This window comes from Actinopolyspora sp. BKK2, assembly GCF_011291845.1.
In the GTDB taxonomy this organism is placed as follows: Bacteria; Actinomycetota; Actinomycetes; order Mycobacteriales; family Pseudonocardiaceae; genus Actinopolyspora; species Actinopolyspora saharensis.
This window is the reverse complement of sequence record NZ_JAANTE010000002.1, coordinates 86,450-111,957: the sequence shown is the minus strand read 5'-3', so window position 1 is coordinate 111,957 and position 25,508 is coordinate 86,450. Positions and strand designations below refer to the sequence as shown.

The 25,508-nt window shown below is 71.0% G+C and carries 24 protein-coding genes; 9 read left to right on the top strand and 15 right to left on the bottom strand.

Annotation, left to right across the window (positions count from 1 at the left end; genetic code table 11):
* Positions 1-75: 75 nt before the first annotated feature.
* Positions 76-771, bottom strand: coding sequence for a GPP34 family phosphoprotein (locus tag G9Q41_RS04295; RefSeq protein WP_092525402.1), 696 nt, complete (start codon positions 769-771; stop codon positions 76-78).
* 453 nt (positions 772-1,224) lie between these two features.
* On the opposite strand from G9Q41_RS04295, the gene pdhA reads away from it, so the two are divergent.
* The 7 genes from pdhA (at position 1,225) to G9Q41_RS04260 (ending at position 9,717) form a co-directional block, all read left to right on the top strand.
* Positions 1,225-2,370, top strand: a complete 1,146-nt coding sequence (gene pdhA / locus G9Q41_RS04290) for a pyruvate dehydrogenase (acetyl-transferring) E1 component subunit alpha (RefSeq protein ID WP_092525400.1) — start codon at positions 1,225-1,227, stop codon at positions 2,368-2,370.
* On the top strand, positions 2,370-3,389 hold the full coding sequence (locus tag G9Q41_RS04285; RefSeq protein ID WP_165632033.1) for an alpha-ketoacid dehydrogenase subunit beta: 1,020 nt from the start codon (positions 2,370-2,372) through the stop codon (positions 3,387-3,389). The genes pdhA and G9Q41_RS04285 overlap by 1 nt, the downstream gene beginning before the upstream one ends.
* 11 nt (positions 3,390-3,400) lie before the next feature.
* A complete protein-coding gene (locus G9Q41_RS04280; RefSeq protein WP_165632034.1) occupies positions 3,401-4,843 on the top strand; it encodes a dihydrolipoamide acetyltransferase family protein in 1,443 nt (480 codons plus the stop codon).
* 244 nt (positions 4,844-5,087) lie between these two features.
* Positions 5,088-5,561, top strand: a complete 474-nt coding sequence (locus G9Q41_RS04275) for a hypothetical protein (protein ID WP_165632035.1) — start codon at positions 5,088-5,090, stop codon at positions 5,559-5,561.
* Between the two features lie 235 nt (positions 5,562-5,796).
* The gene (sbnA, locus tag G9Q41_RS04270; RefSeq protein ID WP_165632036.1) at positions 5,797-6,777 is read left to right on the top strand and encodes a 2,3-diaminopropionate biosynthesis protein SbnA; all 981 of its coding nucleotides are present in this window, start codon (positions 5,797-5,799) and stop codon (positions 6,775-6,777) included.
* A complete protein-coding gene (locus G9Q41_RS04265; protein WP_165632037.1) occupies positions 6,774-8,165 on the top strand; it encodes an MFS transporter in 1,392 nt (463 codons plus the stop codon). Before sbnA ends, G9Q41_RS04265 begins: the two co-directional genes overlap by 4 nt.
* Positions 8,166-8,283: 118 nt before the next feature.
* Complete coding sequence (locus tag G9Q41_RS04260; protein ID WP_242688333.1) at positions 8,284-9,717, top strand: multicopper oxidase family protein; 1,434 nt, start codon at positions 8,284-8,286, stop codon at positions 9,715-9,717.
* 133 nt (positions 9,718-9,850) lie between these two features.
* Here G9Q41_RS04260 and G9Q41_RS04255 read toward each other — a convergent pair whose 3' ends face one another.
* From G9Q41_RS04255 to G9Q41_RS04235, 5 genes are all read right to left on the bottom strand, one after another.
* Positions 9,851-10,318, bottom strand: a complete 468-nt coding sequence (locus tag G9Q41_RS04255) for a pyridoxamine 5'-phosphate oxidase family protein (RefSeq protein ID WP_092525395.1) — start codon at positions 10,316-10,318, stop codon at positions 9,851-9,853.
* Positions 10,319-10,414: 96 nt separating this feature from the next.
* Entirely contained in the window at positions 10,415-12,559 is a 2,145-nt protein-coding gene (locus tag G9Q41_RS04250) for a glycoside hydrolase family 97 protein (protein ID WP_165632039.1), read from the bottom strand.
* A gap of 355 nt (positions 12,560-12,914) precedes the next feature.
* Positions 12,915-13,436 (bottom strand): hypothetical protein, encoded by a 522-nt coding sequence (locus G9Q41_RS04245; protein ID WP_165631745.1) that lies wholly within the window; start codon positions 13,434-13,436, stop codon positions 12,915-12,917.
* 556 nt (positions 13,437-13,992) lie between these two features.
* On the bottom strand, positions 13,993-15,201 hold the full coding sequence (locus G9Q41_RS04240; RefSeq protein WP_165632040.1) for an acyl-CoA dehydrogenase family protein: 1,209 nt from the start codon (positions 15,199-15,201) through the stop codon (positions 13,993-13,995).
* A 72-nt stretch (positions 15,202-15,273) separates the two neighbouring features.
* The gene (locus G9Q41_RS04235) at positions 15,274-15,867 is read right to left on the bottom strand and encodes an SCP2 sterol-binding domain-containing protein (RefSeq protein WP_165632041.1); all 594 of its coding nucleotides are present in this window, start codon (positions 15,865-15,867) and stop codon (positions 15,274-15,276) included.
* A gap of 350 nt (positions 15,868-16,217) precedes the next feature.
* On the opposite strand from G9Q41_RS04235, the gene G9Q41_RS04230 reads away from it, so the two are divergent.
* Complete coding sequence (locus G9Q41_RS04230) at positions 16,218-16,898, top strand: TetR/AcrR family transcriptional regulator (RefSeq protein WP_092525385.1); 681 nt, start codon at positions 16,218-16,220, stop codon at positions 16,896-16,898.
* Between the two features lie 416 nt (positions 16,899-17,314).
* Positions 17,315-17,968 carry an MBL fold metallo-hydrolase gene (locus G9Q41_RS04225; RefSeq protein ID WP_165632042.1) on the top strand — a complete coding sequence of 218 codons (654 nt, stop codon included), beginning with the start codon at positions 17,315-17,317 and terminating at the stop codon, positions 17,966-17,968.
* 12 nt (positions 17,969-17,980) lie between these two features.
* Here the strand turns inward: G9Q41_RS04225 and G9Q41_RS04220 are convergent, their stop codons facing one another.
* The 9 genes from G9Q41_RS04220 to G9Q41_RS04180 form a co-directional block, all read right to left on the bottom strand.
* Complete coding sequence (locus G9Q41_RS04220; RefSeq protein WP_207630582.1) at positions 17,981-18,733, bottom strand: hypothetical protein; 753 nt, start codon at positions 18,731-18,733, stop codon at positions 17,981-17,983.
* A 166-nt stretch (positions 18,734-18,899) separates the two neighbouring features.
* Positions 18,900-19,799: a phosphoribosylaminoimidazolesuccinocarboxamide synthase gene (locus tag G9Q41_RS04215; RefSeq protein WP_165632043.1), complete on the bottom strand. Its 900-nt coding sequence runs from the start codon at positions 19,797-19,799 to the stop codon at positions 18,900-18,902.
* A gap of 210 nt (positions 19,800-20,009) precedes the next feature.
* Positions 20,010-21,443 (bottom strand): adenylosuccinate lyase, encoded by a 1,434-nt coding sequence (gene purB, locus G9Q41_RS04210; protein WP_165632044.1) that lies wholly within the window; start codon positions 21,441-21,443, stop codon positions 20,010-20,012.
* 159 nt (positions 21,444-21,602) lie between these two features.
* Positions 21,603-22,397, bottom strand: coding sequence for a hypothetical protein (locus G9Q41_RS04205; RefSeq protein WP_165632045.1), 795 nt, complete (start codon positions 22,395-22,397; stop codon positions 21,603-21,605).
* Positions 22,397-22,936, bottom strand: a complete 540-nt coding sequence (locus tag G9Q41_RS04200) for a SigE family RNA polymerase sigma factor (protein WP_165632046.1) — start codon at positions 22,934-22,936, stop codon at positions 22,397-22,399. Before G9Q41_RS04200 ends, G9Q41_RS04205 begins: the two co-directional genes overlap by 1 nt.
* 124 nt (positions 22,937-23,060) lie before the next feature.
* Positions 23,061-23,645 (bottom strand): TetR family transcriptional regulator C-terminal domain-containing protein, encoded by a 585-nt coding sequence (locus G9Q41_RS04195; RefSeq protein ID WP_092525376.1) that lies wholly within the window; start codon positions 23,643-23,645, stop codon positions 23,061-23,063.
* 85 nt (positions 23,646-23,730) lie between these two features.
* A complete protein-coding gene (locus tag G9Q41_RS04190; RefSeq protein ID WP_092525374.1) occupies positions 23,731-24,054 on the bottom strand; it encodes a multidrug efflux SMR transporter in 324 nt (107 codons plus the stop codon).
* Positions 24,055-24,189: 135 nt separating this feature from the next.
* Positions 24,190-24,870 carry a hypothetical protein gene (locus tag G9Q41_RS04185; protein ID WP_092525372.1) on the bottom strand — a complete coding sequence of 227 codons (681 nt, stop codon included), beginning with the start codon at positions 24,868-24,870 and terminating at the stop codon, positions 24,190-24,192.
* Between the two features lie 12 nt (positions 24,871-24,882).
* The gene (locus G9Q41_RS04180) at positions 24,883-25,401 is read right to left on the bottom strand and encodes a SigE family RNA polymerase sigma factor (protein WP_092525370.1); all 519 of its coding nucleotides are present in this window, start codon (positions 25,399-25,401) and stop codon (positions 24,883-24,885) included.
* Positions 25,402-25,508 lie beyond the last annotated feature (107 nt).

Below are 25,508 nucleotides of genomic sequence, written 5' to 3'. Positions count from 1 at the left end.
CGGCGAAGTCTAGGAGGTGGCAGCGCGGTGGTGGGGCGCTTTGCGTGAAACCGAAAAGCACTCGACGGCCGCGGGTCAGCCTCCTCCGCCGTCCCCGCCACCGGTGGCGGCAGCCGCCCCGGCGACCACGATGGCCGCCCGCGCCGCCCCCACGGTCGCGTCGACGGCCTCCCCGAGCTTCTCGCCCCGGGCCAGCGACTTGATCACCCGCCGTTCGGAGCGATCCATCCCGAGCTCGCTCAGCAGACCGGTGCCGTGGACGATCGCGGCGAGCAGGGCCAGCCTGTTGTCGACGGCCCGCTCCTGCCTGGCCACCTCCCCGAGCTCCTGGACCAGCGCACCCCTGATCTCCGAGTCGGGGAAGTACTTGGAGTACTCCACGCCGAACACCTTGCGCCGCTCCGCCCACAGCGGCCCGTCCCGGGCCATCCGGTCCCGGTACCTCTTGAACACACCGTTCCTGGAGTGGAACCAGGAACCGAGGGCAACCGCACCGGTGGAGCGCCGCACCTTGCGACGCAGCTGGTCCAGCGCGTCGTCCAGCCACTCGAGCCCGCCGGGCTCCACGTCGTCCAGCCGCATCCCGGAGCCGGACAGTCCGAGGTCGGTGATCGTGGCATGACCCCGAAGCACCAGCTCGGCCACCTCGGCCGCGGCCACTGCCACATCCGGATGGGCCGAGTGGTGCCCGCCGTGCGGCTTGTGCAGCAGCAGCACGAGCTCGCCCGGGAGTCCGAAAGCGGTACGTGATCGATCATTCACCCGACGCATTGTATGGCGCGCGGGGCTGCACACGAAGGGCTTTCGCCGATTCGTGAGCAAAACCCGAAAAGATTGGTTATACAACTGTCACAACCCCGTCAATCGGAGCTCCACCCCTTTGATGACCTGCGAATACGTGCTTCACGAGCAAGCACTACGGTGCCGGGGAACAGGTTTGCAGGCGGGATCGATCTTTGTGGCGGGACTCACGAAAGTGGCGGGTGTCATGCCAGGATGGCCACTACAGCGATCCAAAGGCTGCGCCCGGCGCACCGGGGCCCACCAGGCCGAACGGCACCGGGCGGAGCAACCGGACCCGTCGTCACAAGCGATCGGGCCGGGTGAGACGAGGAGATCCACATGTCCCCCGAACACTGGACGCGACCGAGCCGATCCGAGGATCGTGGTCACGCGGACGAGACGGCCCCTGCCGCAACCTCAGCAGTACCAACGAGGGAGCAGGTGATCGCCGGATTGCGCGCGACCAGCGAAGGCGGAGCTGACCTCGTGCAGCTTCTGACACCGGAGGGTCAGCGGGTATCGCACCCGGATTTCGACATCGACGTCTCGGAGCAGCAGTTGCGCGGGATGTACCGCGACATGGTGCTGATCCGCCGGGCCGACCGCGAGGGCAACTCACTTCAGCGCCAGGGGCAGCTCGGCATCTGGGTGCCGCTGCTCGGCCAGGAAGCGGCGCAGATCGGCGCCGGAAGAGCGCTGCGGCCCCAGGACATGGCCTTCCCGAGCTACCGCGAGCACGGAGTGGCCTGGTGCCGGGGCATCGACCCCACCGAGCTGCTCGGCATATTCCGCGGAACGGACCACGGCAGCTGGGACCCGAACCGGACCGGGATGGGGCTGTACACCATCGTCATCGGCAACCAGTGCGTGAACGCCACCGGTTACGCGATGGGGCAGAAGTTCGAGGGCGGGGTCGGCAACCCCGACCCCGACGCGAACGAAGCCACGATGACGTTCTTCGGCGACGGCGCCACCAGCCAGGGCGACGTGCACGAGGGCATGGTCTGGGCCTCCGTCTACGACTCCCCCGTGGTCTTCTTCTGCCAGAACAACCAGTGGGCGATCTCCGAGCCGACCGAGCGCCAGAGCCGCGTTCCGCTCTACGAGCGCGCCAGGGGGTACGGCTTCCCCGGCATCCGAGTGGACGGCAACGACGTGCTCGCCAGCCTCGCCGTCTCCAAGTGGGCGCTGGACGAGGCGCGCAACGGGAACGGCCCGGTGCTGATCGAGGCCTTCACCTACCGCATGGACGCGCACACCACCTCCGACGACGCCACGCGCTACCGGATGGACGACGACCTCCAGGCGTGGAAGCTCAAGGACCCGATCGAACGGCTGCGGGTGCACCTGCTCCGGGAGCAGATCGCCGACCAGGGGTTCATCGACGAGGTGGACGACGAGGGCGAGGAACTGGCCACGCGGTTCCGCGACTTCTGCCTCAACATGCCCGACCCCCCGCCGGAACGGATGTTCTCCGCCGTCTACGCGGAGGAGAGCCCCGTGGTGGCCGCACAGCGGGACGAGTACTTCGAATACCTTTCCGGCTTCGCCGATGCGGGCAACGACACCGAGGGGAGTGTTCGCTGATGGCCGCGCCCACCGTTGAAACCACCGGTTCAGACACCGCGCAGCCCCGGACGATCACCATGGCCAAGGGCCTGAACATGGCCATGCGCGCCGCCATGGAACGCGACCCGAAGGTGCTCGTCATGGGCGAGGACATCGGCAAGCTCGGCGGCGTCTTCCGGGTGACCGACGGGCTGCAGAAGGACTTCGGGGAGCACCGCGTGCTGGACACCCCGCTCGCGGAGTCCGGGATCATCGGAGCGGCCATCGGGCTCGCGATGCGCGGGTTCCGCCCGGTCTGCGAGATCCAGTTCGACGGCTTCATCTTCCCCGGCTTCGACCAGATCGTCTCGCAGCTGTCCAAGCTGCACTTCCGCAGCCAGGGCAAGCTCAAGGCCCCGGTGGTCATCCGCGTCCCCTTCGGCGGGGGCATCGGAGCGGTCGAGCACCACTCCGAGTCGCCGGAGTCGCTGTTCGCGCACGTCGCGGGCCTGAAGGTCGTGGCCTGTTCGAACCCGGTGGACGCCTACTGGATGCTGCAGCAGGCCATCGACAGCGACGACCCGGTCCTGTTCTTCGAACCGAAGCGGCGCTACTGGGAGAAGGCCGAGCTCGACCCCGCGGCCGAGCACCTGCCCATGGGCAGTTCGGCGCTGCTGCGCAGGGGGAGCTCCGCCACGCTCGCCGCGTACGGCCCCATGGTCAAAACCTGTCTGGACGCGGCCAACGCGGCCACCGAGGACGGCAACGAGCTCGAGGTCGTGGACCTGCGCTCCTTGTCACCGCTGGACCTCGGCCCCGTGGCCGAGTCGGTGCGCCGGACCGGACGTCTGATCGTGGTGAGCGAGTCCCCTCCGGAGTCCTCGGTCACCTCGGAGGTCGCCGCGCGGATCCAGCAGGAGTGCTTCTACTCCCTCGAGGCCCCCGTCATGCGGGTGAACGGATTCGACACGCCGTACCCACCGAGCAAGTTGGAGGACGGGTACCTGCCCGACCTCGATCGGGTGCTCGACGCCGTCGACCATTCGCTGGCGTACTGAAGGGGGCTGCCATGTCGCAACTCAAGAATTTCCCGCTTCCGGACGTCGGCGAAGGCCTGACCGAGGCGGAAATCCTGAACTGGCGGGTCGGCCCCGGGGATCAGGTCGAGCTCAACCAGACCATCGTGGAGATCGAGACCGCCAAGGCGTCCGTCGAGCTCCCCTCCCCCTACGCGGGCAGGGTCGGCGAGCTGCTGGCCCAGCCGGGGCAGACCGTCGAGGTCGGCACCCCGATACTGGCCATCGAGCTGGACGACCAGCGGGCCGGGGCGGAGACCTCCCCGGAGACCTCCCCGGAGACCAGCGGTGGGAGCGGCGAGCAGGGCGGCGAGGAGCAGGTCGCGAATCTGGTCGGATACGGGCCCCGCTCCTCCAACGCCAAACGCCGTCCCCGCAAGAGGGGCGCCGCCCCCGCGGCCACGGCACAACCGGCCCCCGACGCCCCATCTGGCGGGGGCGCGGTGGAGAGCGGATCCACCGCGAAGCGGAACGGGACCAACGGCACGCCGCGGAGCGCTCCTGCCGGCGGCACCGCCGTGAACGGCTCCGCTCCGTTCCGGCAGGGCTCCTCGGCACCTTCCGGTGACCGCGTTCCCCCGGCCAAACCTCCGGTGCGCAAGCTGGCCAAGGACCGCGGCGTGGACCTGCGCTCCCTGACCGGATCCGGTTCCGAGGGCGTCATCACCCGCGAGGACGTCGAGCGGGCCGCGGCCGGTGCGGAGTCCCCCGCCCCCGCTCCGGCCGCCGACTCCGGGGCACGGGAGCACCGCGTCCCGGTCAAGGGCGTGCGCAAGGCCACGGCCCAGGCGATGGTGGACAGCGCGTTCACCGCACCGCACGTCACCGAGTTCCTCACCGTCGACGTCACGCCGATGATGGAGTTCCGGCAGCGGCTCAGGACGCACCCGGACTTCCGGGACGTGAAGGTGACACCGCTGGCCGTCGCCGCGAAGGCCATGTGCCTGGCGGTGGCCAGGACGCCGGACGTGAACGCGACCTGGGACGGCGAGGCCGGCGAGATCGTCTACAAGGACTACGTGCACCTGGGGGTGGCCGCGGCCACCGACCGGGGGCTGGTCGTCCCCAAGGTGCGTGACGCCGAGGCGATGTCGCTGCGGGAGCTCGCGGTGGCCCTGGACGAGCTCACCAACACCGCGCGGGAGGGCAGGACCCCGCCCGAGGCGATGACCAACGGCACCATCACGATCACCAACGTCGGCGTGTTCGGTGTGGACACCGGGACTCCCATCCTGAATCCCGGCGAGTCGGCCATCCTGGCCTTCGGCGCGATCCGCGAGATGCCCTGGGTGGTGGACGGCCAGGTGGTGCCGCGTCAGGTCTGCCAGCTCGCGCTGAGCTTCGACCACCGCGTGGTCGACGGGCAGCAGGGATCCCGCTTCCTCGCCGACGTCGGGGCGATCCTCTCCGACCCGGGCATGGCGCTGACCTTCTGACCGAACGGCCCCGCTCCGGGGCCGGCGCCCCGCGCGGGTGCCGGCCCCGGTCGCGGGAGCTTCCCGTGGCGACCGCCACGGGCCGAGGCGTGGCCGCCTTCCGGGGATCCCGGTGCCGAAACGACCGTCCGAGCAGCTCGCACCGCCGCGAGGCCTCCGCCGCGCTCCGGCCGAGGAGCGCTTCGCGATCCCCCGCAGCGTCTCCCCGAATCGGACGGAAACGAGCTCTGGTTAGCATGGGGCCATGCTGAGGGCACTCACTCGCAGGCGCGGGCGCACCGCGCTTGTCGCGCTGGTTGCTCTCGCGGGCTTTCTGATGTGCGTTCTCCCGCCCCACCAGTCGCAGGCTCCGACGGGGCGGATCTCCGAGACGGTGAGCGCCTCCGCGACCGCCGGTCACTCCTCAGCGGCTTCGCGGTCCGGGCGCGCTGCTCGTGCGCCGAGTTCCGCGACGGGGCAGGAGGAGATCGCCCGGTCGCCCGGCGTCCACGACCACCACCCCGCACCGGTGCCGGTGTGCCAGGCCACCATCGCGCACACGATGGAAGCGGTGAAACCGCTCCGGGGTGCTGCCCTCCTGATCGGGGCGCTGCTGGTCGCCGCGGTCGGCCCGGCACCTCGCGACACCCGGGTGCGCGCTCCGGGGTGGGCCACGCGGCCGCCCCGCCTCCTCTCCGGTTTTCCCCTGCTGATCACGCTCGGCGTGTCACGAACCTGATTCGCGTCCACGGGACGACGTCTTCCCGGGTCCCGACCGGACGATTCCCGGGAGACGTCACGTCCCGCTTCCGATTCCTCCGACTTCGCCGCGGAAGCACCACTGCGCGACGACGCGGCCCTCGTCGGACTCTTCCCCTTTTCGCGCCGATCCGCCGCCGTGGCGGTCGGTCCCGTTGACGTGAACGCGGCTCGTCCCGACGCGCGTGTCGCGGCGGGCTGCCGGGAGGTTGGTTGTGACGTACGAATCCGTGCTGGACACCGTCGGATCGACGCCGCTGGTGCGGCTGCGGCGGTGCTTTCCCCGCACCGACGTAGAGGTGCTGGCCAAGCTGGAGATGCTCAACCCGTGCGGGAGCATGAAGGACCGCCCCGCGCGCTACATCGTGGAGCGGGGCGTACGCGAGGGCGCGCTGCGGCCCGGGATGCGGCTGGTGGAGAGCACCTCGGGCAATCTCGGGATCGCGTTGGCGGTGGCCGCCCGCATGCACGGGTTGTCGTTCACCGCGATCGTGGACCCGAACACCTCGCGGACGAACCTGCGGCTGTTGAAGCTGTTCGGTGCCGACGTGGACATGGTGACCGAACCCGACGAGGCCGGTGGGTACCTGCACACCCGCGTGCGCCGAGCCCAGGACCGCGCCGAGGCCGATGCCGGGGTCGTCTGGATCAACCAGTACGCCAACGAGCGCAACTGGCAGGCGTACTACGACACGGTCGGCACCGAGATCCTGCGACAGGTGCGCGGCCCGGTCGACTACCTGATCGGGCCGGTGTCCACGACCGGATCGCTGCAGGGCACCGCGCGGAGGCTGCGCGAGTCGCACCCCGACCTGCGGGTGCTGGCCGTCGACGCCGTGGGCTCGGTGATCTTCGGGAGCGCTCCCCGGCAGCGCCGCATCCCCGGCTTCGGCGCCAGCCGCGTTCCGGAGATCTTCGCCCCGGACGAGTTCGACGAGGCCGTCCACGTCGCGGAGGAGGAGTCCGCGGCCGGGTGCCGGAAGCTGGTCGAAACCGAGGGGATCCTGGCCGGCGGTTCGTCCGGTGCGGTGATCCACGCGCTCGACCAGCTCGTGGAACGGCTCCCCGCTCCGGCGCGGGTGGTGACGCTGCTGCCCGACCGGGGCGAGCGCTACCTCGACACCGTCTACGACGACGCCTGGACCGAGGGCCTGCGGCAGGAGGCGTCCCGGAACGATCTGGCGGAGACCCCGTGAGCGCCCGGGAGCGCGTCCACCGCCGCAACCTGGTGCTGCTGTGGGCCGGCCAGTTCACCAACACCGCCGGGCTGATGATGCTGGTTCCGATCATGCCCTTCTACGTCCGTGACATGGGTGTTCGGGGCACGGCCGAGATCCAGGCGTGGGCGGGTGTGGCCATCGCCGCTCCCGCCCTGGTGCTGACCGTGGCGACCCCGCTGTGGGGGCGGCTCGGCGACCGCGTGGGGCGGCACTGGATGGTCGTGCGCGCCCTGGCCGGGTTGGCCGCGTCGATGCTGGTCATGGCCGTCGCGACCAATCCGCTCACGCTGGTCGCGGGACGGTTGCTGCAGGGCGGCCTCGGTGGGGTCGTGGAAGCCGCCCAGGCCTTCGCCGGGGCCGCCGCGCCGGGAGGCAGGCGCGGTTCGGCGCTGGGCAAGTCGTTCAGCGCCACCGCTGCGGGCTCGCTGGCCGGCCCGGTGCTCGGCGGCGCCCTCGTCGGCGCCGGGCAGCTCGCCGTGCTCATGGTCGTCATCGCCGTTGTCGCCGCGCTGCTCGCCGGCGCCTGCGCGCTGGGACTGCGCGACCCCCGCACCGCCCCACCCGAGCCGACGGCCCGGCCCGGTCCGGCCGCCCGGCAGGACCGCTCCCGCCGGGCGGGCTTCTGGCGCGTCCCGGGAGCCCTGCCGCTGGCGGCGGCCGCGGTGGCTGCCTACCTGGGCGTCTACGGGCTGATCCCCGTCTTCGCCGAGCACGTGCAGCAAGGCTTCCCGTCCGGCCGGGCCGGCCTGTGGGTGGGGATCTTCCAGTCCCTGACGTGGGGGGCCACGTTGGTTGCCTCGTTCTGGTGGGGGCGGCACAACGACCGGGCACAACGCCCGGTGCGGACCTTGGCCGTCGCCACGACGGTCTGCGCGGCGAGCATCACCGCCCAGGCGCTGCCGCTCGGCGTCGCCGGGCTCGTGGTGCTGCGAGCGGCGCAGGGGATCGGGTTCGCCGCGCTGGCCCAGTCGCTGTTCTTCCACTTCGGCGGGCACGCGCTCGAGGAGCAGCGGAGCGGCTACGTGGGCACGGCCAACAGCTTCCTGCTCGTCGGCCAGTCAGCGGGCCCGCTGCTCGCCGGCCCCCTGGCCCTCGTCCTGCCCACCCCCGCCTCGATCGTGCTGCTGGGAGCGGCGTGCGGCGTGGCCGGTGCGTGCTGCGCGTGCGCGGCCCGCTCCGAGCGCGCGCGGGGCAGCGCCGCCGAGCGGTCCGCTGATCGGGGAACGGACGCACCGGTGCTCCGCAGGATGAGCGGGAACCTCGATCCCCCCTCCGAGGAGTCCGGGGCCGGTCCCGCCCCGCGCTCCGCTGCGGAGCGGCTTTCGCAGCACTCCGGAACCGGCGGGCAACGCCCCTCCCGCTGACGCACTGACCACCGGGACAGGCCGTGCGCCTGTCCACGCGGAAAGGACATTCGTGTCGAGCAACCACCAACCCTCCTCCCACGTGTCACGACGTCGGTTCCTGCAGCTCGGTACTGGCCTGGTCGTCGGAGGCCCGGCCGCCGCGTGCGGCGGTCCCGAGCAGGCGCCGACGGTGCTCGGTCCCGGCTCGACCGCCGTGCAGGAGTTCGCCCGGGATCAACGACGGCGCTTCCCCGGGGGGCGCACCGTCTCCCGGACCGTGACCGCTGCTCCCACGACCGTTGACCTCGCGGGAAAAACCGCGGACGCGTGGGCCTACGACGACGCGATGCCCGGGCCGCTCCTGCGCGCGACCGCGGGTGACCGCGTCCGAGTGCGCGTGCGGAACCAGCTGCCCGAACCGACGACCGTGCACTGGCACGGACTGGCGATCCGCAACGACATGGACGGCGTGCCGGAGGTGACCCAACCACCGATCCCCGCCGGTGAGGAGTTCACCTACGAGTTCGTCCCGCCCGACCCGGGGACGTACTGGTACCACTCGCACGGCGAGCTGCAGCGCGGGCGGGGCCTGTTCGGCGCGCTGATCGTCGACGACCCGCGCGATCCGGGTGATCACGACGTCGAGTTCCTCGTCGTGCTCTCCGACCGGCTCGGCCGGCGCACACCGCGGCAGGTCCTCGACCAGCTGCGCGGCGGGGAGGAGGACTCGCGGCACGACGGGCACGCGGAGCGGTCCGGCTCGGCAGTGCTCGGCGCCGACGCCGGGGACGTGCGCTACCCGCTCTACCTGGTCAACGGCCGCCCCCCTGGGGATACGGAGACCTTCCGCGCCCGTGCCGGCCAGCGTGCCCGCATCCGCGTCATCAACGCCGCCGAGGACACCACGTTCCGCGTGGCCCTGGGCGGGCACGCGCTGACCGTGACCCACACCGACGGTCAACCGGTCACGCCCCGCAGCACCCGGTCGGTCCTCGTGGGCATGGCCGAACGCTACGACTGCGTCGTCACCCTGGACGACGGGGTGTTCCCGCTGGTCGCCTCGGCCGAGGGCAAGGGCGACCGGGCCTTCGCCCTGGTACGCACCGGATCCGGAAGCGCTCCGCCCCCGGACGCCCGCGTGCGCGAGCTGGAACCGCGCCCGCTGCTGGCCACGGACCTGAGCGCCGCCGAATCGGCTCGGCTCGCGCCCCGGCAGCCGGACCGCACGCTGACCGCCGAGCTCGGCGGAAACATGCAGCAGTACGTGTGGAGGATCAACGGGCGCAGCTACCCGGAGCACGAACCGCTGGTGGTCTCCCCGAACCAGCGGGTGCGGTTGGTCTTCGCCAACACCACGATGATGCCCCACCCGATGCACCTGCACGGGCACTTCTTCACGGTGGGCACCGCCGACGGGACCGGCCCGCGCAAGGACACCGTGACCGTCCTGCCGCACCAGCGGCTGGAGGTGGACTTCGACACCGACAACCCCGGCCAGTGGTTCACGCACTGCCACAACGAGTACCACCAGGCGGCCGGGATGGCCTCGGTCCTGTCCTACCGGAGGTAACCCGCCGGGCGGTTCGCGGCGTTGGCCCTGCTGCCCCGCCGAACCGAGAAGTGGTTCGGCGGGGCAGCCGCTCACGGGTCCGCTGGAGGTTCGGTCGCCGCATCCCTCGGCGGACCGAGCAGCCGAGCTCCGCTCAGGACCGGTGGAACAGGGTCACACCGGCGTCGGGACGCCACAGCCGCACCGCCAGCCGCTGCCCCTCCACCGCGGTGAGCACCACCTCCCGCAGGTCCAGCCGGAACAGGTGCAGCGAGCCCGGTGGGGGCTGCGTCTCCGCCCGGTAGTGGTCCAGTTCGTCCTCGGCCGTCACCTCCACGGCCTGCGCGGTGATCTTGGCGTCCCCACCTTCCATGTTCTGGTCCGAGGGGTGTGCGTGCAGCGCGCAACGCGGGTCGCGCTGCAGGTCGCGCGCCTTGACCGCACCCCACATGGAACCGAACGTGAGATCGGCGTCGTGGAACTGGACCTCGGTCCCGCTCACCCGCGGCGAACCGTCACCGCGCAGGGTCGCCAGCACGTGGTGGGTCCCGGCTTCGAAACGCGCCCGGACTGCCGAGGCGAGTTCCGGGGCCTCGGTGGTGAAACGCTGCCATGTGGTCATGGCGCGAACATCGCACGAACCCCCGACACTCGGTCCCCGTTCGGAAGCGCTCCGCACTCGGTTCCTCCGCCGAACGCGGGGCCCGACCGGTGCGGACTACGGGTTCCGCGGGTCCGGGTTCCCGGCGGGGACGATCCACATCGCGTGTCCGCTGCCGTTGGTCATCTCGGCTCGCACCGTGGTGGTGGCGTCCACGCGTTCGCTGGTCACGGCCACCGCGTTGGGGTTGTCCTCCAGATCGGTGTCCGGCGTGTCCGCGTAGCAGTGCGCCACGTAGCTGCCCGGACCCAGGAAGGCCAGCGGCACCTCCACGGTGCGGGCCTGCTCGTCGGTCAGGGTGCCGACGAACCACTGCTCGCCGCTGCGCCGGGCCACGCTGATGTAGTCGCCGACCGCGCCGTCGACCACCCGCGTGTCGTCCCACGTGGCCGGGACCGCGCGCAGGAACTCGAACTCCGGGGCTCCCCGGTAGTTCTCCGGGACGTCGGCCAGCATCTGCACTCCGCTGAGCAGCACCGGGTACAGCGCGATCTGGTGCGCCCTGGTGGTGTGCACGCGCGTGCCGTCGTTGTCCGCGCCGTGCGGGTCCTCCGGGGACTGCTCCGGGAACCAAGTGATGTCGAAGATCCCCGGTGTGTAGTCCAGCGGTCCCGCGAGCATCCGGGTGAAGGGCAAGGTCACGGTGTGCTCCGGCGGATTGCCCTTGGACCAGGCCTCGTACTCCTGCCCCTTGACTCCTTCGCGGGAGACGAAGTTCGGCCAGGTCCGCTCGATACCGGTGCCCTTGATCGGCTCGTGCGCGTTGATCATCAGCCGGTGCTCGGCCGCCTTCTCGATGACCCGCTGGTAGTGCCGCACCATCGTCTGGTCGTGGTGGTAGTGCTTGTCGATCACCCCGGCGTAGCCGGTTTTGACACCGGGAATCCCGAGTCGTTCGTACTTGGCGAACACCTCGTCGAGCTGCTTCTCGTAGTTGTCGATCCCACCGCCGGTCTCGTTGTGCGCGAGGAACCGGACACCCCGCCTGCGCCCGTACTCCACCACGCGTTCCAGGTCGAACTGCGGGTTCGGAGTGCTGAAGTCCTGCGCGTTGGCGAAGTCCTCGCCCTCGCCGGTCTGCCAGCCCTCGTTCCAGCCCTCCGCCAGCACGTAGGGGATCCCGTTCTCGGCGGCGAAGTCCATGTAGCGCATGACGTTGTCGGTGGTGGCACCGAGATCCGGCCCGGGGGCCCAGCTGTTCCGCCCCTTGTGGATGCTCCACCACACGCCGACGTAGGTGGCGGGCTCGATCCAGGAGGTGTCCCGGATGGCGCACGGCTCGTTGAGGTTGAGCACCAGGTGCGACTCGACCAGCTCCCCGGGACTCCGCCCCAGGATGAACGTGCGCCAGGGAGTCGAGAAGGGCCCGGTGAGCCGGGCCTTGAGCCGTCCCTGCCCCTTCAGCGGTGCCAGGGCCGTGCGCAGTGACGGGCCGCCCTCGATCTTGTCGAGCGTGGCCTCCGGATAGTCGTAGAGCGCGGCCTCGTGCAGCGCCAGGTACAGATCGTCGGCGATCCGCACGGTCAACGGCGTGGCTGCCGACCCGATCCGCTGTCCGGGATCGTCACGTGGTTCCTGCCAGTCGGCCAGCCCACCGACGCCGGACAGCGGCGTCTCGGTGTGCAGGTACTCGTAGGAGTCGTAGTTGGCCGGGATGGACCAGGCCGTGTGGTTGCCGGTGAACCGGAACTCCGTGTGCTCGTCGAGCACCTCGAAGTCCTGCCACCTCTTCCCGAACAGGTAGCGAAAGCCCACGCCGTCGTCGAACACGCGGAACTCGACCCCGAGCTCCGCACCACGCTGGTGGGGAGTGCGCAGCCCGGCCACCACCCGGTTGCAGTGGCTGCGCACTTCGGAACGCGCTCCCCAGGTCGGCTGCCACGTCTCGTCGAGCTCGTCGCGATGGACGGCGGTCAGCACCATCCGCTCGCTCAGCAGGGAGCCGTCGCCGAGTTCGAAGCCCATTCCCGACCAGGTCAGCACGGTGCGCCCCGCTCGAGCGACCGAGTACTGCGGCCGCCCCTGGGCCACGCGGAAGCGGAGTTCGACGTTTCCGTCCGGTGAGGTCACCACGACGGGTTCGCCTCTGGACTCGGCCGCCGAAACCGGCCCCGCGCCGAGGATCGAGCTCGCGACCCACCCCGCCGCGGCCAGTCCGCTTCCAGCGACGAACGCGCGGCGATCGATACGGCGATCCGACATGTTCGGACACCTCCAACGGCTAGGCCTTCGTTGGCGCGAAAGCCAAACACGCGGAAGTGGACCAGTCAAGAATTCGCGAACACGCACACCGACACGGCCGAACACCTCGCGTGGCGGGAAATTCGGCCACGGGCGCGCTGCGGGGAACGACGCAGCGGACTCAGGACGAGTCGCCGCGCGGGATTCGGCGTCGGGATCGCTGGGTCAGCTGACCGGGGGACGGTCAGCTGACCGGGGGACGTGAGAACTCCTCCTCCGGCACGTGCCGTTCGGGGGTCGACACGTGACTCGGGACGAACCGGGGGGTGGGCGAGCCGTTCGCGGATCGGACGCCCCGCCGCGAGCCTCTCGGGGCTCAGTCCTCCTTGCGCCTGCGGCCTCCACGCTGCGCCGCCGCGGCACCGGCGACCGCCTCGGCCGCCGCGTTGCTGCTCTGCCCGCCGTGCTGGGGTTCCGCGCTCTCGGAGCCCTGGTCCGCCTCGGCGCTCTCGGCCTTGGCGCGCCTGCCGGACCGTTCCTCCGAACGCGTGGTCGAGCGCGACGCGCTCTCATCGGCGGGGGCTTCGGTCCACTGCCGGGAGGCTTCCTCGGTGGCCTCGTTCCGGGTTCCCTGCGCGCCGGCGGACTGCTCGGACTCACCGACGCCGTCCTGACCCCGGAGCGCGTCCTGCTCGGACACCTCGTCAGCCGACTCGCCCGGCGCCGCGGCCCGGCCCAACTCGCCGTCGTCGACCTCCGGCGGACGAGTGGCCGCAGGTCCCTCGGGGAAGTCGACCTCGTGCCACTCGAAGTCGTGCACGTCGATCTCCGGTAGTTCGAGCTCGCTGTACACCTCCCCGAAGATCGGAGTTCCGGGGTCGGATGTCGCCTTGCTCACCGCTTCGCCCTCCCAATCACTCTCGAAGCGAAGCCGAAGCCTCGAGATCGTCGTCCGCCCGAGGTTCCGGCACGGTGCCCCACGTCTTCGGGGCTCCCCTCTCCGGGGACGGCGCGCTCCGCGGCAGGACCGCGGGGCGCCCACGCCCATGAAACGTGGAGCACACGGCTGCCACGGGAGAAGTCGTTCGTTCTCCCCCGTTCGGGTGAAGATTCGAACCTCTTAACCGCGTCGCAACCAAACACCATCCCAGAGCAACGGAGTCAAAACAGGCGAGAATTCCGAACCGTGGCGAACACCACGAACCGCTCGGGAATTCCCACTTCGGACAAAGCAGAAAGCGCTGCGCAGCGCGCTGAACAGTACAGTTCCGCACTGTCAACGAACAGTGATGCGCACCATCCCCCGCCGCAACGAGCGTTCCACCGAGTGAGCGCCGCTCAGCGAACCCAGCCGCCAAACACCCGTCAGGAACTTCCAGCAGAAAGCTCCACTCCAACGCAGGCGCTTACGCGCCCACGCAGCCACCCGAGCAAAGGGACCGACCGACCTCCGATCAAGGAATGTGGCGCCCGGAAACGGCCCTGGCCACCACCAGCTGCTGGATCTGCTCGGTGCCCTCGAAGATGTCGTAGATCTTGGCGTCGCGGTGCATCCGTTCCACCGGGTACTCCCTGGTGTAGCCGCTGCCTCCCAGAACCTGGATGGCGCGCTCGGTGGCCCAGGTGGCCACTCGGCCCGCCTTCAGCTTCGACATCGACCCTTCTCCGGAGGTGAACGGGACCTCGTTGCGCCCCATCCAGGCGGCCCGCCAGACGAGCAGGCGCGCGGCGTCGATCTCGGTGCGCATGTCGGCGAGCGTGAACGCGATCCCCTGGTTGTCGACGATGGGGCGGCCGAAGGTCTCCCGCTGTCCGGCGTACTCCAGCGCATGCTCGTAGGCGGCTCTGGCGATGCCGAGCGCCTGGGCCCCGACGGTCGGGCGGGAGAGCTCGAAGGTGCGCATGGCCTGCGAGCTCGACTTGCCGCCTTCGCGAGCTCGGGCGAGCCGCTCGTCCAGCTTCTCCTTGCCCCCGAGCAGGCACCTTCCGGGAACGCGCACGTCGTCGAGGAAGACGTCGGCGGTGTGCGAGGCCCGCAGACCGTGCTTGCGGATCTTGCCGGGCGAGGTCAGCCCGGGGGTGCCCGGTGGAACCACGAAAGCGGCCTGCCCGCGCGGTCCCAGCTCGGGGTCGACCACGGCCTGGACCACGTGGACGTTGGCGATCCCGCCGTTGGTCGCCCAGGCCTTGTGCCCGTTGAGCACCCACTCGTCCGCGGCCTCGTCGTAGACCGCGCGGGTGCGCATGGCGGCCACGTCCGACCCCGCGTCGGGTTCCGAGGAGCAGAACGCCGCGACCTGCGGTTCTTCCACGTCCCCGTAGCACTGGGGCACCCACTCGGCCAGCTGGTCGGGGGTGCCCGCGGAGAAGATCCCGGCCACGGCCAACGTGGTCCCGAAGATCGCCATCCCGATTCCGCCGTCGCCCCAGAACAGCTCCTCGTTGGCGATCGGCAGCGACAGCCCGGTCTCGTCCGCCCAGAAGGTCGCCAGCGTCTCGAACCCGTACAGGCCGACCTTGGCCGCTTCGGAGATGACGGGCCACGGGGTTTCCTCGCGCTCGTCCCACTCCGCGGCTGCGGGGCGTATCTCCCGCTCGGCGAATCCGCGCAGCCAGTCGCGCAGTTCCCGGTGCTCTTCGGTCAGTTCCAGCGAGAAGCTCATAACGTCCTCGGCGGTTCGGGGGTACGGCTCGGGGAGGGGTGCTCGTGTTCCGTCAGCGGGCGGACAGCCCGGTCACGCCTTCGGGATCTGGAACAGCTTGGTCAGGCCCGCGGCGAATCCCACGTCACCGGCGACCTTCAGCTTGCCCTTCATGAACAGCATCGGAGCCGATGCGTTGCTGGAGGCGAGCTTGAGCAGCTCGACCGGCCCGAGCATGACCGTGACCCGCGGTTCCCGCTCCGGGGTCTTGCTCACGGTGCAGGTGCCTTCCGAGAGCACGCACTCGTAGCGCAGCACACCGGGTTCGTCCTGCTCGTCCGCGGAGGGGTCCTCCGGTGTGGCGGAGCCGTCCAGGTTGATGCGCCAGCGCACCACGGCTTCGGTGCTTCCCGCCTTGTCGGAGCGGTAGTGCTCGCCCATGCGCCGGAACACCTCGTCCAGGATCCGCTCCGCCAGCTCCGGGCGCGCCATGACCGCTTTGAGCTGCTCGTCCGAGGCTCGCGAGATGAGCCTGGCGAACTGCTGCGGTTCCAGGGAGCTGAGATCGACCTCGGCTCCCGCGGCGGCCCGCTCGGAGGCCGCTTCCAGCAGCGCGACGAATTCCTCGCTGCCGAGCTCCTTCGGGTCCGTGGAGCCGAGGGCGGCGATCGGATCGGATTCTGTCATGTGAAACCCCTCCATTAACTACTCACGAGTAAGACTACTCTCGAGTAGGTAATGCGGCAAGGCAGCTCCGATCAACTCCGCCCCACTGTACTCGGGCGCACCCGCCGTCCGGGCCCTCCGCGGCACCGAACCGAGTCGACGAACAGCACCCGCGACCTTGCAGAATGGTGTGCCGGCTTGGGTGCCCGGCCTGACCAGCGTGCGAAGCTCCGGCGCGCGAGCCGGACGGAACGCGAGGCCGGGTCGTCCGCCGCGCGGTGCCCGCGCGAACGACCCGACTCGGCAGGGGCGCCGGCTCACGCACCGGCACCCGAGCACGGACTCAAGCCGCCGCGAAAGGACTCCTCAGGGTGCAGGACGCGAGACGACCCCGGGCCGAGCGGTCCGAAACCCCCGCCAAACCACGTTCCCGCAGGCTGCCCCGGCAAGTGCGCGAACGCCAGATCCTGGACGCCGCCGTGGAGGTCTTCGCCCGGCACGGCTACCACGAGGCGGCGATGGACGAGATCTCCGACGCGGCCGAGATCTCCAAACCCATGATCTACACCTACCTCGGTTCCAAGGAGGAGCTCTTCGTCGCCTGCATTCGACGGGAGGCGAACCGGTTGATCGACTCGATCGGCCAGGCCGTCGAAGCGAACCTCAGCCCGGACGAACAGCTCTGGCGGGGCCTGCGCGCCTTCTTCGAGTACGCCAACGAGAACCGCGCCAGCTGGACGGTCCTGCACCGCCAGGCCAGGACCCAGGGACAACCCTTCACCGCCGAGCTCTCCGAGTGGAGACAACGCGCGCTGGACCTGGTCACAGGCCTGCTGGCCCGCGCGAGCGGCACCGAGCAGCAGCCGGTTCCGCACGAGCAGGTGCAACCCTTCGCCGCCGCGCTCGTGGGCGCGGGCGAGTCCATGCTCGACTGGTGGTTCGACCACCCCGAGTACACGGCCGACGCGCTGTCCATGCGACTGATGAACCTGGTCTGGATGGGGTTCGGTGACATGGTGCAAGGGCGGCGGTGGAAGCCTGGGGGAGATTGAGGGAATTCTCGGGGGCTCGGTTTGCTTGGCGGTGTGGGTGGCGGAACCTCAGTCGGCGCCCGGCTGCGGGTGCCCCGACATCGGGTAGCGGCCTACACAACGTCGGGGCCGTCCTCGCCGGGCACTCGACTGAGAACCCGCGGCGGTGCCGACTGCTCGGGCTCAAAGCGCTCGCGTTGGGGTGGCGCCCTGCTCGGGAACTTCTGTTCGGGGACTTCCGACGACTCGGGGGGTCGCGGCGGTGCAGGCTGCGTGGGGGCAACGGCCGACGCGCCGAAGTCTCCGAGAGTTGCCGCGACAACTTCGGGACGCTTCGCAGGAAGCTCCCCGCCCGGCTGATTGGGTGGGGTGATCCGGTGTCACCGCGAAGCGCACCGACGCGACGGCACAGTCGAACGAGAACACGGAGGTAACTCTTGAGGCTGACCCACTACGGTCACTCCTGCGTACTGGTCGAGATGTCCACGGCCCGGCTGCTGATCGACCCGGGCACCTTCTCCGAGGGCTTCGACGCGCTCCGCGACCTGGACGCGGTGCTGATCACCCACAAGCACCCCGATCACCTGGACACCGAACGCCTGCCCGCGGTGCTGCGCAACAACCCGAACGCCCGGCTGGTGGCCGACACCGACTCGGCGGCGGCGCTGTCCGAACTGGGCACCACGGCCGAGGTCGCCCGCGCCGGGGACGCCTTCGAGCTCGCCGGGGTACCGGTCGAGGTGGTCGGTGGTCAGCACGCGGTCATCCACCGGGACATCCCCGTCATCGCCAACATCGGATACTTCTTCGACGGCGGCGCCTTCTACCACCCGGGCGACTCCTTCCACGTGCCCGAGCAGCGGGTCGACGTGCTCGGTCTGCCCACGGGAGCGCCGTGGCTGAAGCTCTCCGAGGCCGTGGACTTCCTGCGCGAGGTGAACCCGCGCATCACGGTGCCGATCCACGAGGCCGTGCTCTCCGTGCCGGAGATGCACTACGGCAAGTTCGAGCAGCTCGGCCCGGAGGGCACCACCCTCCACCGCCTCAACAGGGGCGAGCCCACCGAGATCCCCCAGCCCCAGCAGGCGTGACGGTCCCGCCGATCAGCTGGTCAACGGGTCCGGGTTGGGAATCCCGCCCCGCGTTCCGGGCACCGGACGCGGGGCGCGCTCCCGCGGAACCAGCTGGTCGTAAGTCACCGGCACGGCCCCGCGCGCCAACGCGCCGTCCACGGCATCAGCCACGGCCAACCTTCTCCGCGGGGCCAGCAGGTCCGCCGCCGAGACCGCCAACCGCGTCAACCACCTGCCCGCCAGCACCGACCGCTCGGTGCCCAGGCGCAGGGCTCGGCAGCGCCCCACCTCACCACGCGGACCGGTGAAAACCCGCGCATCCACCCGGTGCGTCGCCTCGGCGCGGAGGTCGTGGAGCACCGCGGGGCCCGCGCAGAGCCCGAACCCCGACTCGCGCAGCGCGCGCAGCGTGCCGTCCGAAACGCGGTTCGCCCGCACCGCGAAGACCTCGGTCGAGAGCCCGCGGGCCTCGAGCACGGCGTTCGCCGCGGCCAGCCACAACCCCGCCTCGTGCCTCGGCAGGAAGCGCGGGGCGTCGAAGGCGCTCTCCGCGTGGTGGAAGACCCCACCCACCCCGTGCAGCACCGGGAAGTCACCCCGCGCACGACGCCGGAGCAGCCAGTCCGACACGGCCGGGTCCGTCAGCTCGGCCGGTGCCACCAGCAGCGAGAGCGCGACGCCCCGGGCCTGCATGTCGGCGGCGAAGCGTTCGCAGCGGTCCAGCGCTTCCGCGCCGCCGATGCCGTGCAACGAGACCACGAGCCGTGTACCCACGGACATCATGGGGCCATCCCGCGCTGAAGACGACGTGACCGGAGGACGAAGCACCGGTGGCCGCCGGAGGAAGGAAGGGTGACCCGCCCGCGAGGTGCGCCCGCCGGAGGCACCCGCGACGCGGCAGGACCCGGCCGAGCCCTGCCCCGCGGTCAACCGTCCAGGCGGGAGGAGCTCACTCCGCGGAGTCCACGGGCCAGTCGGCCAGGTCGCGCCCGGTGATCCGCTCGTAGGCCTCGACGTAGCGCTGCCTCGTGGCCGCCACCACCTCCGGGGGAAGCGGCGGGGGCGGCGCGTCGGCGGAACGGTCCCAACCGGACTCGGAGGAGGTCAGCCAGTCCCGCACGTACTGCTTGTCGAAGGAGGGCTGCGCCCTGCCCGGCTCGTACCCGTCGGCGGGCCAGTAGCGCGAGGAGTCCGGGGTGAGCACCTCGTCGGCGAGGACCAGTCCGCCGTCCTGCGCGACGCCGAACTCGAACTTGGTGTCCGCCAGGATCACGCCCCTGCCACGCGCGTGCTCGGCGGCCCGCTCGTAGATGCCCAGGGTGAGCTCGCGCAGCTGCTCCGCGCGGCGCTCGCCCACGGCGTCGACCACGGCGGCGAAGCTGACGTTCTCGTCGTGATCGCCCAGCTCGGCCTTGGTGGCCGGGGTGAAGATCGGCTCCGGGAGTCGCGAGGACTCGGTGAGACCGTCGGGCAGCGCCACCCCGCAGACCGCGCCGGTCCGCCGGTACTCGGCCAGACCGGAACCGCTGAGGTAACCGCGCGCCACGCACTCCACCGGCAGCATGTCCAGCTTGCGCACCAGCAGCGCCCTCCCGCGCACCTCGGTGGGGATGCGCGGGTCGTCGCCCGCGGCGACCAGGTGATTGCCGACCAGGTCCCCGAGCAGCTCGAACCAGAACACGCTCATCGCGGTGAGCACCCGACCCTTGTCCGGGATCGGGGTCCGCAGCACGTGGTCGTAGGCGGAGATGCGGTCCGAGGCGACCAGCAGCAGGTGGTCCTCGTCCACTTCGTAGAGTTCACGGACCTTGCCCGCCGCGACCGGGCGGTATTCGGAAAGCGCGACCACGAGCCGCATTCTGCCTCACCCGTCCGGGCGGAGGAGCGCCGGGCCCGCGCGGCTCGGGCGCACTCCCCGAGCCGCCGCCAACTCTCGAACAGGAACTCCTGACCGGGAGCTCCACGCCAAAGCAGGTGCTTGCGAGCCTGCGCAGCCCGACCGACCGCGGGGCCCGCCGAGTGAGTGACTGCGCAGCCCGAGTCGCCGACTCTCCCCCGTTCAGAGGATCGGGGCCGGGGAGTAGGCCGCCGCGTCGGGGTGGCGCTCCACCACGGAGTTGATCTCGGAGAGCACCTCGCTCACCTGAGTCGAAGCCGCCCCGGTGAACTCCAGCGGATCGGACAGCAGCTCGCCGAGCCGCTCGCGGTCCAGCGGCAGCCGCTCGTCAGCGGCCAACCGGTCGAGCAGGTCGTTGCGCTCCAGCCCCCGCTCGCGCATGTCCAGGGCCACCGCCACGGCGTTCTCCTTGATCGCCTCGTGCGCGGTCTCCCTGCCCACCCCGGACCGCACCGCGGCCATCAGCACCTTGGTGGTGGCCAGGAACGGCAGGTACCGGTCCAGCTCCCGCCCGATCACGGCCGGGAAGGCACCGAACTCGTCCAGCACGGTCAGCATGGTCTCCAGCAGCCCGTCGAAGGCGAAGAACGCGTCGGGCAGCGCCACGCGCCGCACCACCGAGCAGGAGACGTCCCCCTCGTTCCACTGGTCGCCGGCGAGCTCGCCGGACATCGAGACGTAACCGCGCAGCACCACGGCGAGCCCGTTGACCCGCTCGCAGGAGCGCGTGTTCATCTTGTGCGGCATCGCGCTGGAACCGACCTGCCCCGGCTTGAAGCCCTCGGTGACCAGCTCCTGGCCCGCCATCAGCCGGATGGTCTTGGCCAGGCTGGCGGGTGCCGCGGCCAGCTGCGAGAGCGCGGTCAGCACCTCGAAGTCGAGGGACCTGGGGTAGACCTGCCCGACGCTGCCGAGCACCTTGCCGAAGCCCAGGTGCCCGGCGACCCTGCGCTCCAGCTCGGTCAACTTGTCCAGGTCGCCGTCGAACAGGTCCAGCGCGTCCTGGGAAGTGCCCACGGGCCCCTTGATGCCGCGCAGCGGGTAGCGCGCGAGCAGCTCCTCCAACCTGCGGTAGGCCACGAGCAGTTCGTCGGCGGCGGTGGCGAACCGCTTTCCGAGCGTGGTGGCCTGGGCCGCCACGTTGTGCGAACGCCCCGCCATGACCAGTTCACCGTGCTCACCGGCCAGCTGCCCCAGCCTGGCCAGCACCGCGACGGTGCGGTCGCGCGCGTGCTCCAGACTGCGCCGCACCTGCAGCTGCTCCACGTTCTCGGTCAGGTCGCGCGAGGTCATGCCCTTGTGCACGTGCTCGTGCCCGGCGAGTTCGTTGAACTCCTCGATGCGCGCCTTGACGTCGTGCCTGGTGACGCGCTCCCGCTCGGCGATCGACTCCAGGTCCACCCGCTCCAGGACCCGCTCGTAGTCCGCGACGGCCTCGGCGGGGACCTCGACGCCGAGCTCGGACTGCGCCCGCAGCACCGCGAGCCACAGCTTTCGCTCCAGGACGATCTTGTGCTCCGGGGACCAGAGCCTCACCAGCTCCGGTGAGGCGTACCTGCTGGCCAGTGCGTCGGGAATGCTGGGCTTGTCCGTCACGTCCGGCAAGGATACCGGCGGCCCGGATCGCACGACGCCGGAGCTCCAATTTTGCCTGTAATCGGGAGTTTTCCCCGACAGCAGCAGCACGATCTCGCTGCCGCCGGGTGAGGTCCGGGTGGCGCCACCCGGACCTCACCCGGACGAGCACCCCGGCACTCAGCGGTCGAGCCGGAACTTCGAGTCGGAGGCGAACCGGGCCAGTTGCCAGCGGGGCATCACCGGGCTCTCCCGCATCCGCTGCTCCCGCGAGGCGTCCGCGGGCGCACCCGCAGCGACGTAAACCACCGATCCGTCCGCACGCTCCCTGGTCAGCTGCCTCACCGACGGGTTCGGTGACAGCTCGCCGGTCTTCGAAGCGCTCGAATCGCCCTCCGAACCCTGCGGTCCCTTCGAAGCGTCCCCGTCTCCGGATCCCGCTCCGTCGCGCTTCCCGCCCCGGAGCTGGAAGCTGTCCCCCTCGCCGAGGTTCACCCCGCCGGGAACGCCGTCGGGGAACACGTCGATCTCGATCGCGGCGGGCCCCTGGGAGTCGACGAACGCGACGGTGATCGACAGGTGGGCGGGGAGCTTCTCGCCTCCGCCGACGTACTTCGCCTCGCTCGCCCGGACGTCGCGAGCTTGCGGACGGAGCTCGGAGACCTTCTCGACCGCGTGTCGGGCGAGCTGGTCGATCCGTTGCTGACCGGGGTGGGGCCGAGCGCTCTCCGCTCCTCCCGAAGTGGAGGAGGACGCGGCCGGGGCGAGCTGCTGGCCGCCCCCTGAGCCCGCCACCCCCGGCAGCACGGCCACCGCGCCGACCACGGCCACGGTGGCCACCCCGCTCCCGATCGTGGCCCTGCGCCGCTTGCTGCGCCGGATGGCCTCGTCGGCCGCCCGCTCCGGATCGAGCCCCAGCGGCGGCTCCCCGTCGACGGCCGCTGTCATGCGTTCCCGCAACAGCTGTTCGTCCATCACACTGTCCCTTCGGCCACGACCCCGGCCTGCTCGGGATCGCGTTCCACGATTTCGGTCCGGAGACTGCGCAACCCCTTGGACGCCTGACTCTTGACGGTCCCCTCGGAGCACCGCATGATCGCGGCGGTCTCGGAGACGGGCAGGTCCTCCCAGTAGCGCAGCACCAGCACGGCCCGCTGCCTGGCAGGCAACCCGGACAGCGCCTCCAGCACCAGGTCCCTGGTGCAACCGCGCTGCCCGAGCACGGCGGGGTCGCTCTCGACGTGCGCCTGCTCGGGAACGGCGCCGTAGCCGCGTTCGACCCGCCGCCACGGTCGGCGCCGCTCGTCGAGCCAGACCCGCATCAGGGTCTTGCGCGCGTAGCGCACGGCGGTGTTCTCGTTGATCCGCCACCACGCCCGGTAGAGCTTGACGAGCGTGTTCTGCACCAGGTCCTCGGCCAGGTGCCAGTCACCGCACAGCAGATAGGCCGAGCGCCGCAACTGTGTCGTGTGAGTACGTGCGAAGGCCCGGAACGACTCTTCGCTCTCCCGCATTGGCCACACCCCTCTTCCGTGCCGCACCCCCTGATACGCGCGGGTCCGGGAGGAGGTTGCACGCGGGACGGGACTCGTCGTGGTTCACCGGGTCGAACCGGTCGACCGTCCGGAGCGGGCGGGGTCAGAGCAGCTGGGCGCGCAGCATCCGCCGGGCCGCGCCCCTGGGATCCGGGTCGCTCTCGATCAGCGCGTTGACCACGGCACCGTCCACCAGGGCGATCAGCTCGAACATCCGGTCCCCGCTGATCTCCACGCCCGACCTGGTGAAGATCTCGCCGAGCAGCTCGTGCAACCGCGCGGCCAACTCGCGCATCAGCTCGGCCAGGGCGGGTCTGCGCGGTGAACCGACCAGCCGCTCGTAGCGCAGCAGCACCGACTCCGTGCCGCCCTCCCGCGACGCGGTCCCCAGCAGCAGGTCCAGGACCAGCTCGATGACGTCCGCCGTGCCGTGCGGCTGTTCCGAGAGCAGTTCGAGCCGTCGCCGCCCCTCGGCCAGCTCCCCCTCGGCCTCGTGCCGCACAGCGGCGCCGATCAGCTCGTCGAGCGAACCGAAGTAGTAGGTCGTCGAGGCCAGCGGCAGCCCGGCGCGCTCGGCGACAGCGCGGTGCCTCACAGCCGCGAAGCCCCCTTCGGTCAGCAGTTCGGCCGCGGCCACCACCAGCAGGTTCCGCCGTCGTTCGCCCTTCGGAGTGCTCGCCGCCGTCATCGTGCCGATCCTAGGCAAAGACGCTCGTCCGGAAGAGGCCGCACGCGCACCGCCCGCGCGAGCGGGTCCGCGGCGGGCGGGCGGCTCAGTGCCCACCTCCGGCCAGGTTCAACCCGAGCACACCGGCCACGATCAGCACGATCGAGACCACCTTGACCGCGGAGACGGCGTCGCCGAGCCAGACCATGCCGATCACGGCGGTCAGCGCGGCGCCCACGCCGGTCCAGACCGCGTAGGCCGGGCCGACCGGCAGCGCGCGCATCGCCCAGGCGAGCCCGGCGAAGCTGCCCGCCGCGAACACGAGGAAGGCCGCGCTCGGCACGAGCCTGCTGAACCCCTCCGAGAGCTTCAGGGAAACGGCCCACCCGGCCTCGAGGAGACCGGAGAGGAGCAACACCAGCCAGGCCATGACAGCTCGCCTTTCCACGGGAGGGTGGTCAACCTCTTCCGCGGACCACCCTACCCAAAAAATGGCACGCCCGTACCACTCTGGTGGGCGAAACCACCACGAGCACCGCCCCCGGCGGGCTCACGAGCGGCTGGATCACAACTCGCCGGCCAGTCGCTCGGCGATGTCGCGCAGCTGCCCGGCGTAAGGGGCGGGCCCACCGCTGTCCGGGCTGCTGCGCAGCGTCAGCTCCCGGCCGCTGCTCGCGCGGACGGTCACCTCCACCCCGCCGTCGTCCTTGCGTTCCAGCTCGGCGTCGCCCCCGTCGGGGGCAGCGGCCGCCGGGCTGAGGACCACGGCCACGTTACCGCTGGCCTGACCCCGGCTCAGCTGGAAGGAGGCCGTCTTCGCCTCGGGCGGACAGTCCGCAGCCGCCACGGGCGCGCTCGCCTCGGAGACCTCGGGCAGCTCCTCCGAGAGCTCACCCGCCAGCCGCTGGTCCGGCGGACCGCACTCGCTCGACGTGCCCCCGCCCGGGACGGAGAGCATCGTGGGAGCCTCGTCCGCGCCCCCCGAACGCGGCTCCGGGCCTTCCGGAGCCGAAGCGCTCGGCGGCGGATCGGCCCTGGTGCTGACCTCCGGCTCGAACCAGCCCGCGCCGAAGCCGACACCGGTGACCAGCACGGCCAGCACCGCCGTGGACCCCCCGACGGCACCGATCCGCCTGCGAGCCGTCACCCGGCGGGAAGCCCTGGCCACGTCGTTCTCGTCGAACGTGGCCTCGGGTGCGGCCTCGGCCGCCTCCCGGAACAGCTCGGTTAGATCACGCTCCTGCACTGTCCGACCTCCTCACGACATCGACCGCAGATCGCCGAGCGAGTCCCCCAGAGCGGTTCGGAGCGCTTCCAGCCCCCGCGCCGTCTGGCTCTTCACATTGCCCTCGCTGCACTTCATGATCTCGGCGACTCCGGCCACGTCGAGTCCTTCCAGATAGCGCAGCACCAGCACGGCCCGCTGCTTGGGCGGCACCATGCGCAATCCGGCGAGCAGGGTGCGGCGCGTGGCCACGGAGTCGTCCACGTCCGGGTTCCCGGCGGGCCGCTCGGGGAGCTGCTCCACCGTCCGTTCCCGGCGCCACGGTTTCCGCGACTCGTCGATCACCGCACGCGTGAGGGTCCTCCGGACGTAGGCGTCCAGCGCGTCCTTGTCGCGTATCTTGCGCCACTTGCGGTGTACCGCGATGAAAGCGCTCTGGGCGAGGTCGTCCGCGCGATGCCAATCGCCGCACATCATGTACGCCATCCGACGCACGGCCTCCCGCCGAGCCGCGAAGTACTCCGCGAACTCCTGCTCCTCGCGTTGGTCCACGCGGAAGCCTCCGCTCGTTGCGTGCCGACACGTACCAGGACGGAACGTCCGCCCTTCACGGTTGCACGTCCACCGGGGGCGATCACCACACCCCCGCCGGAAGCGGG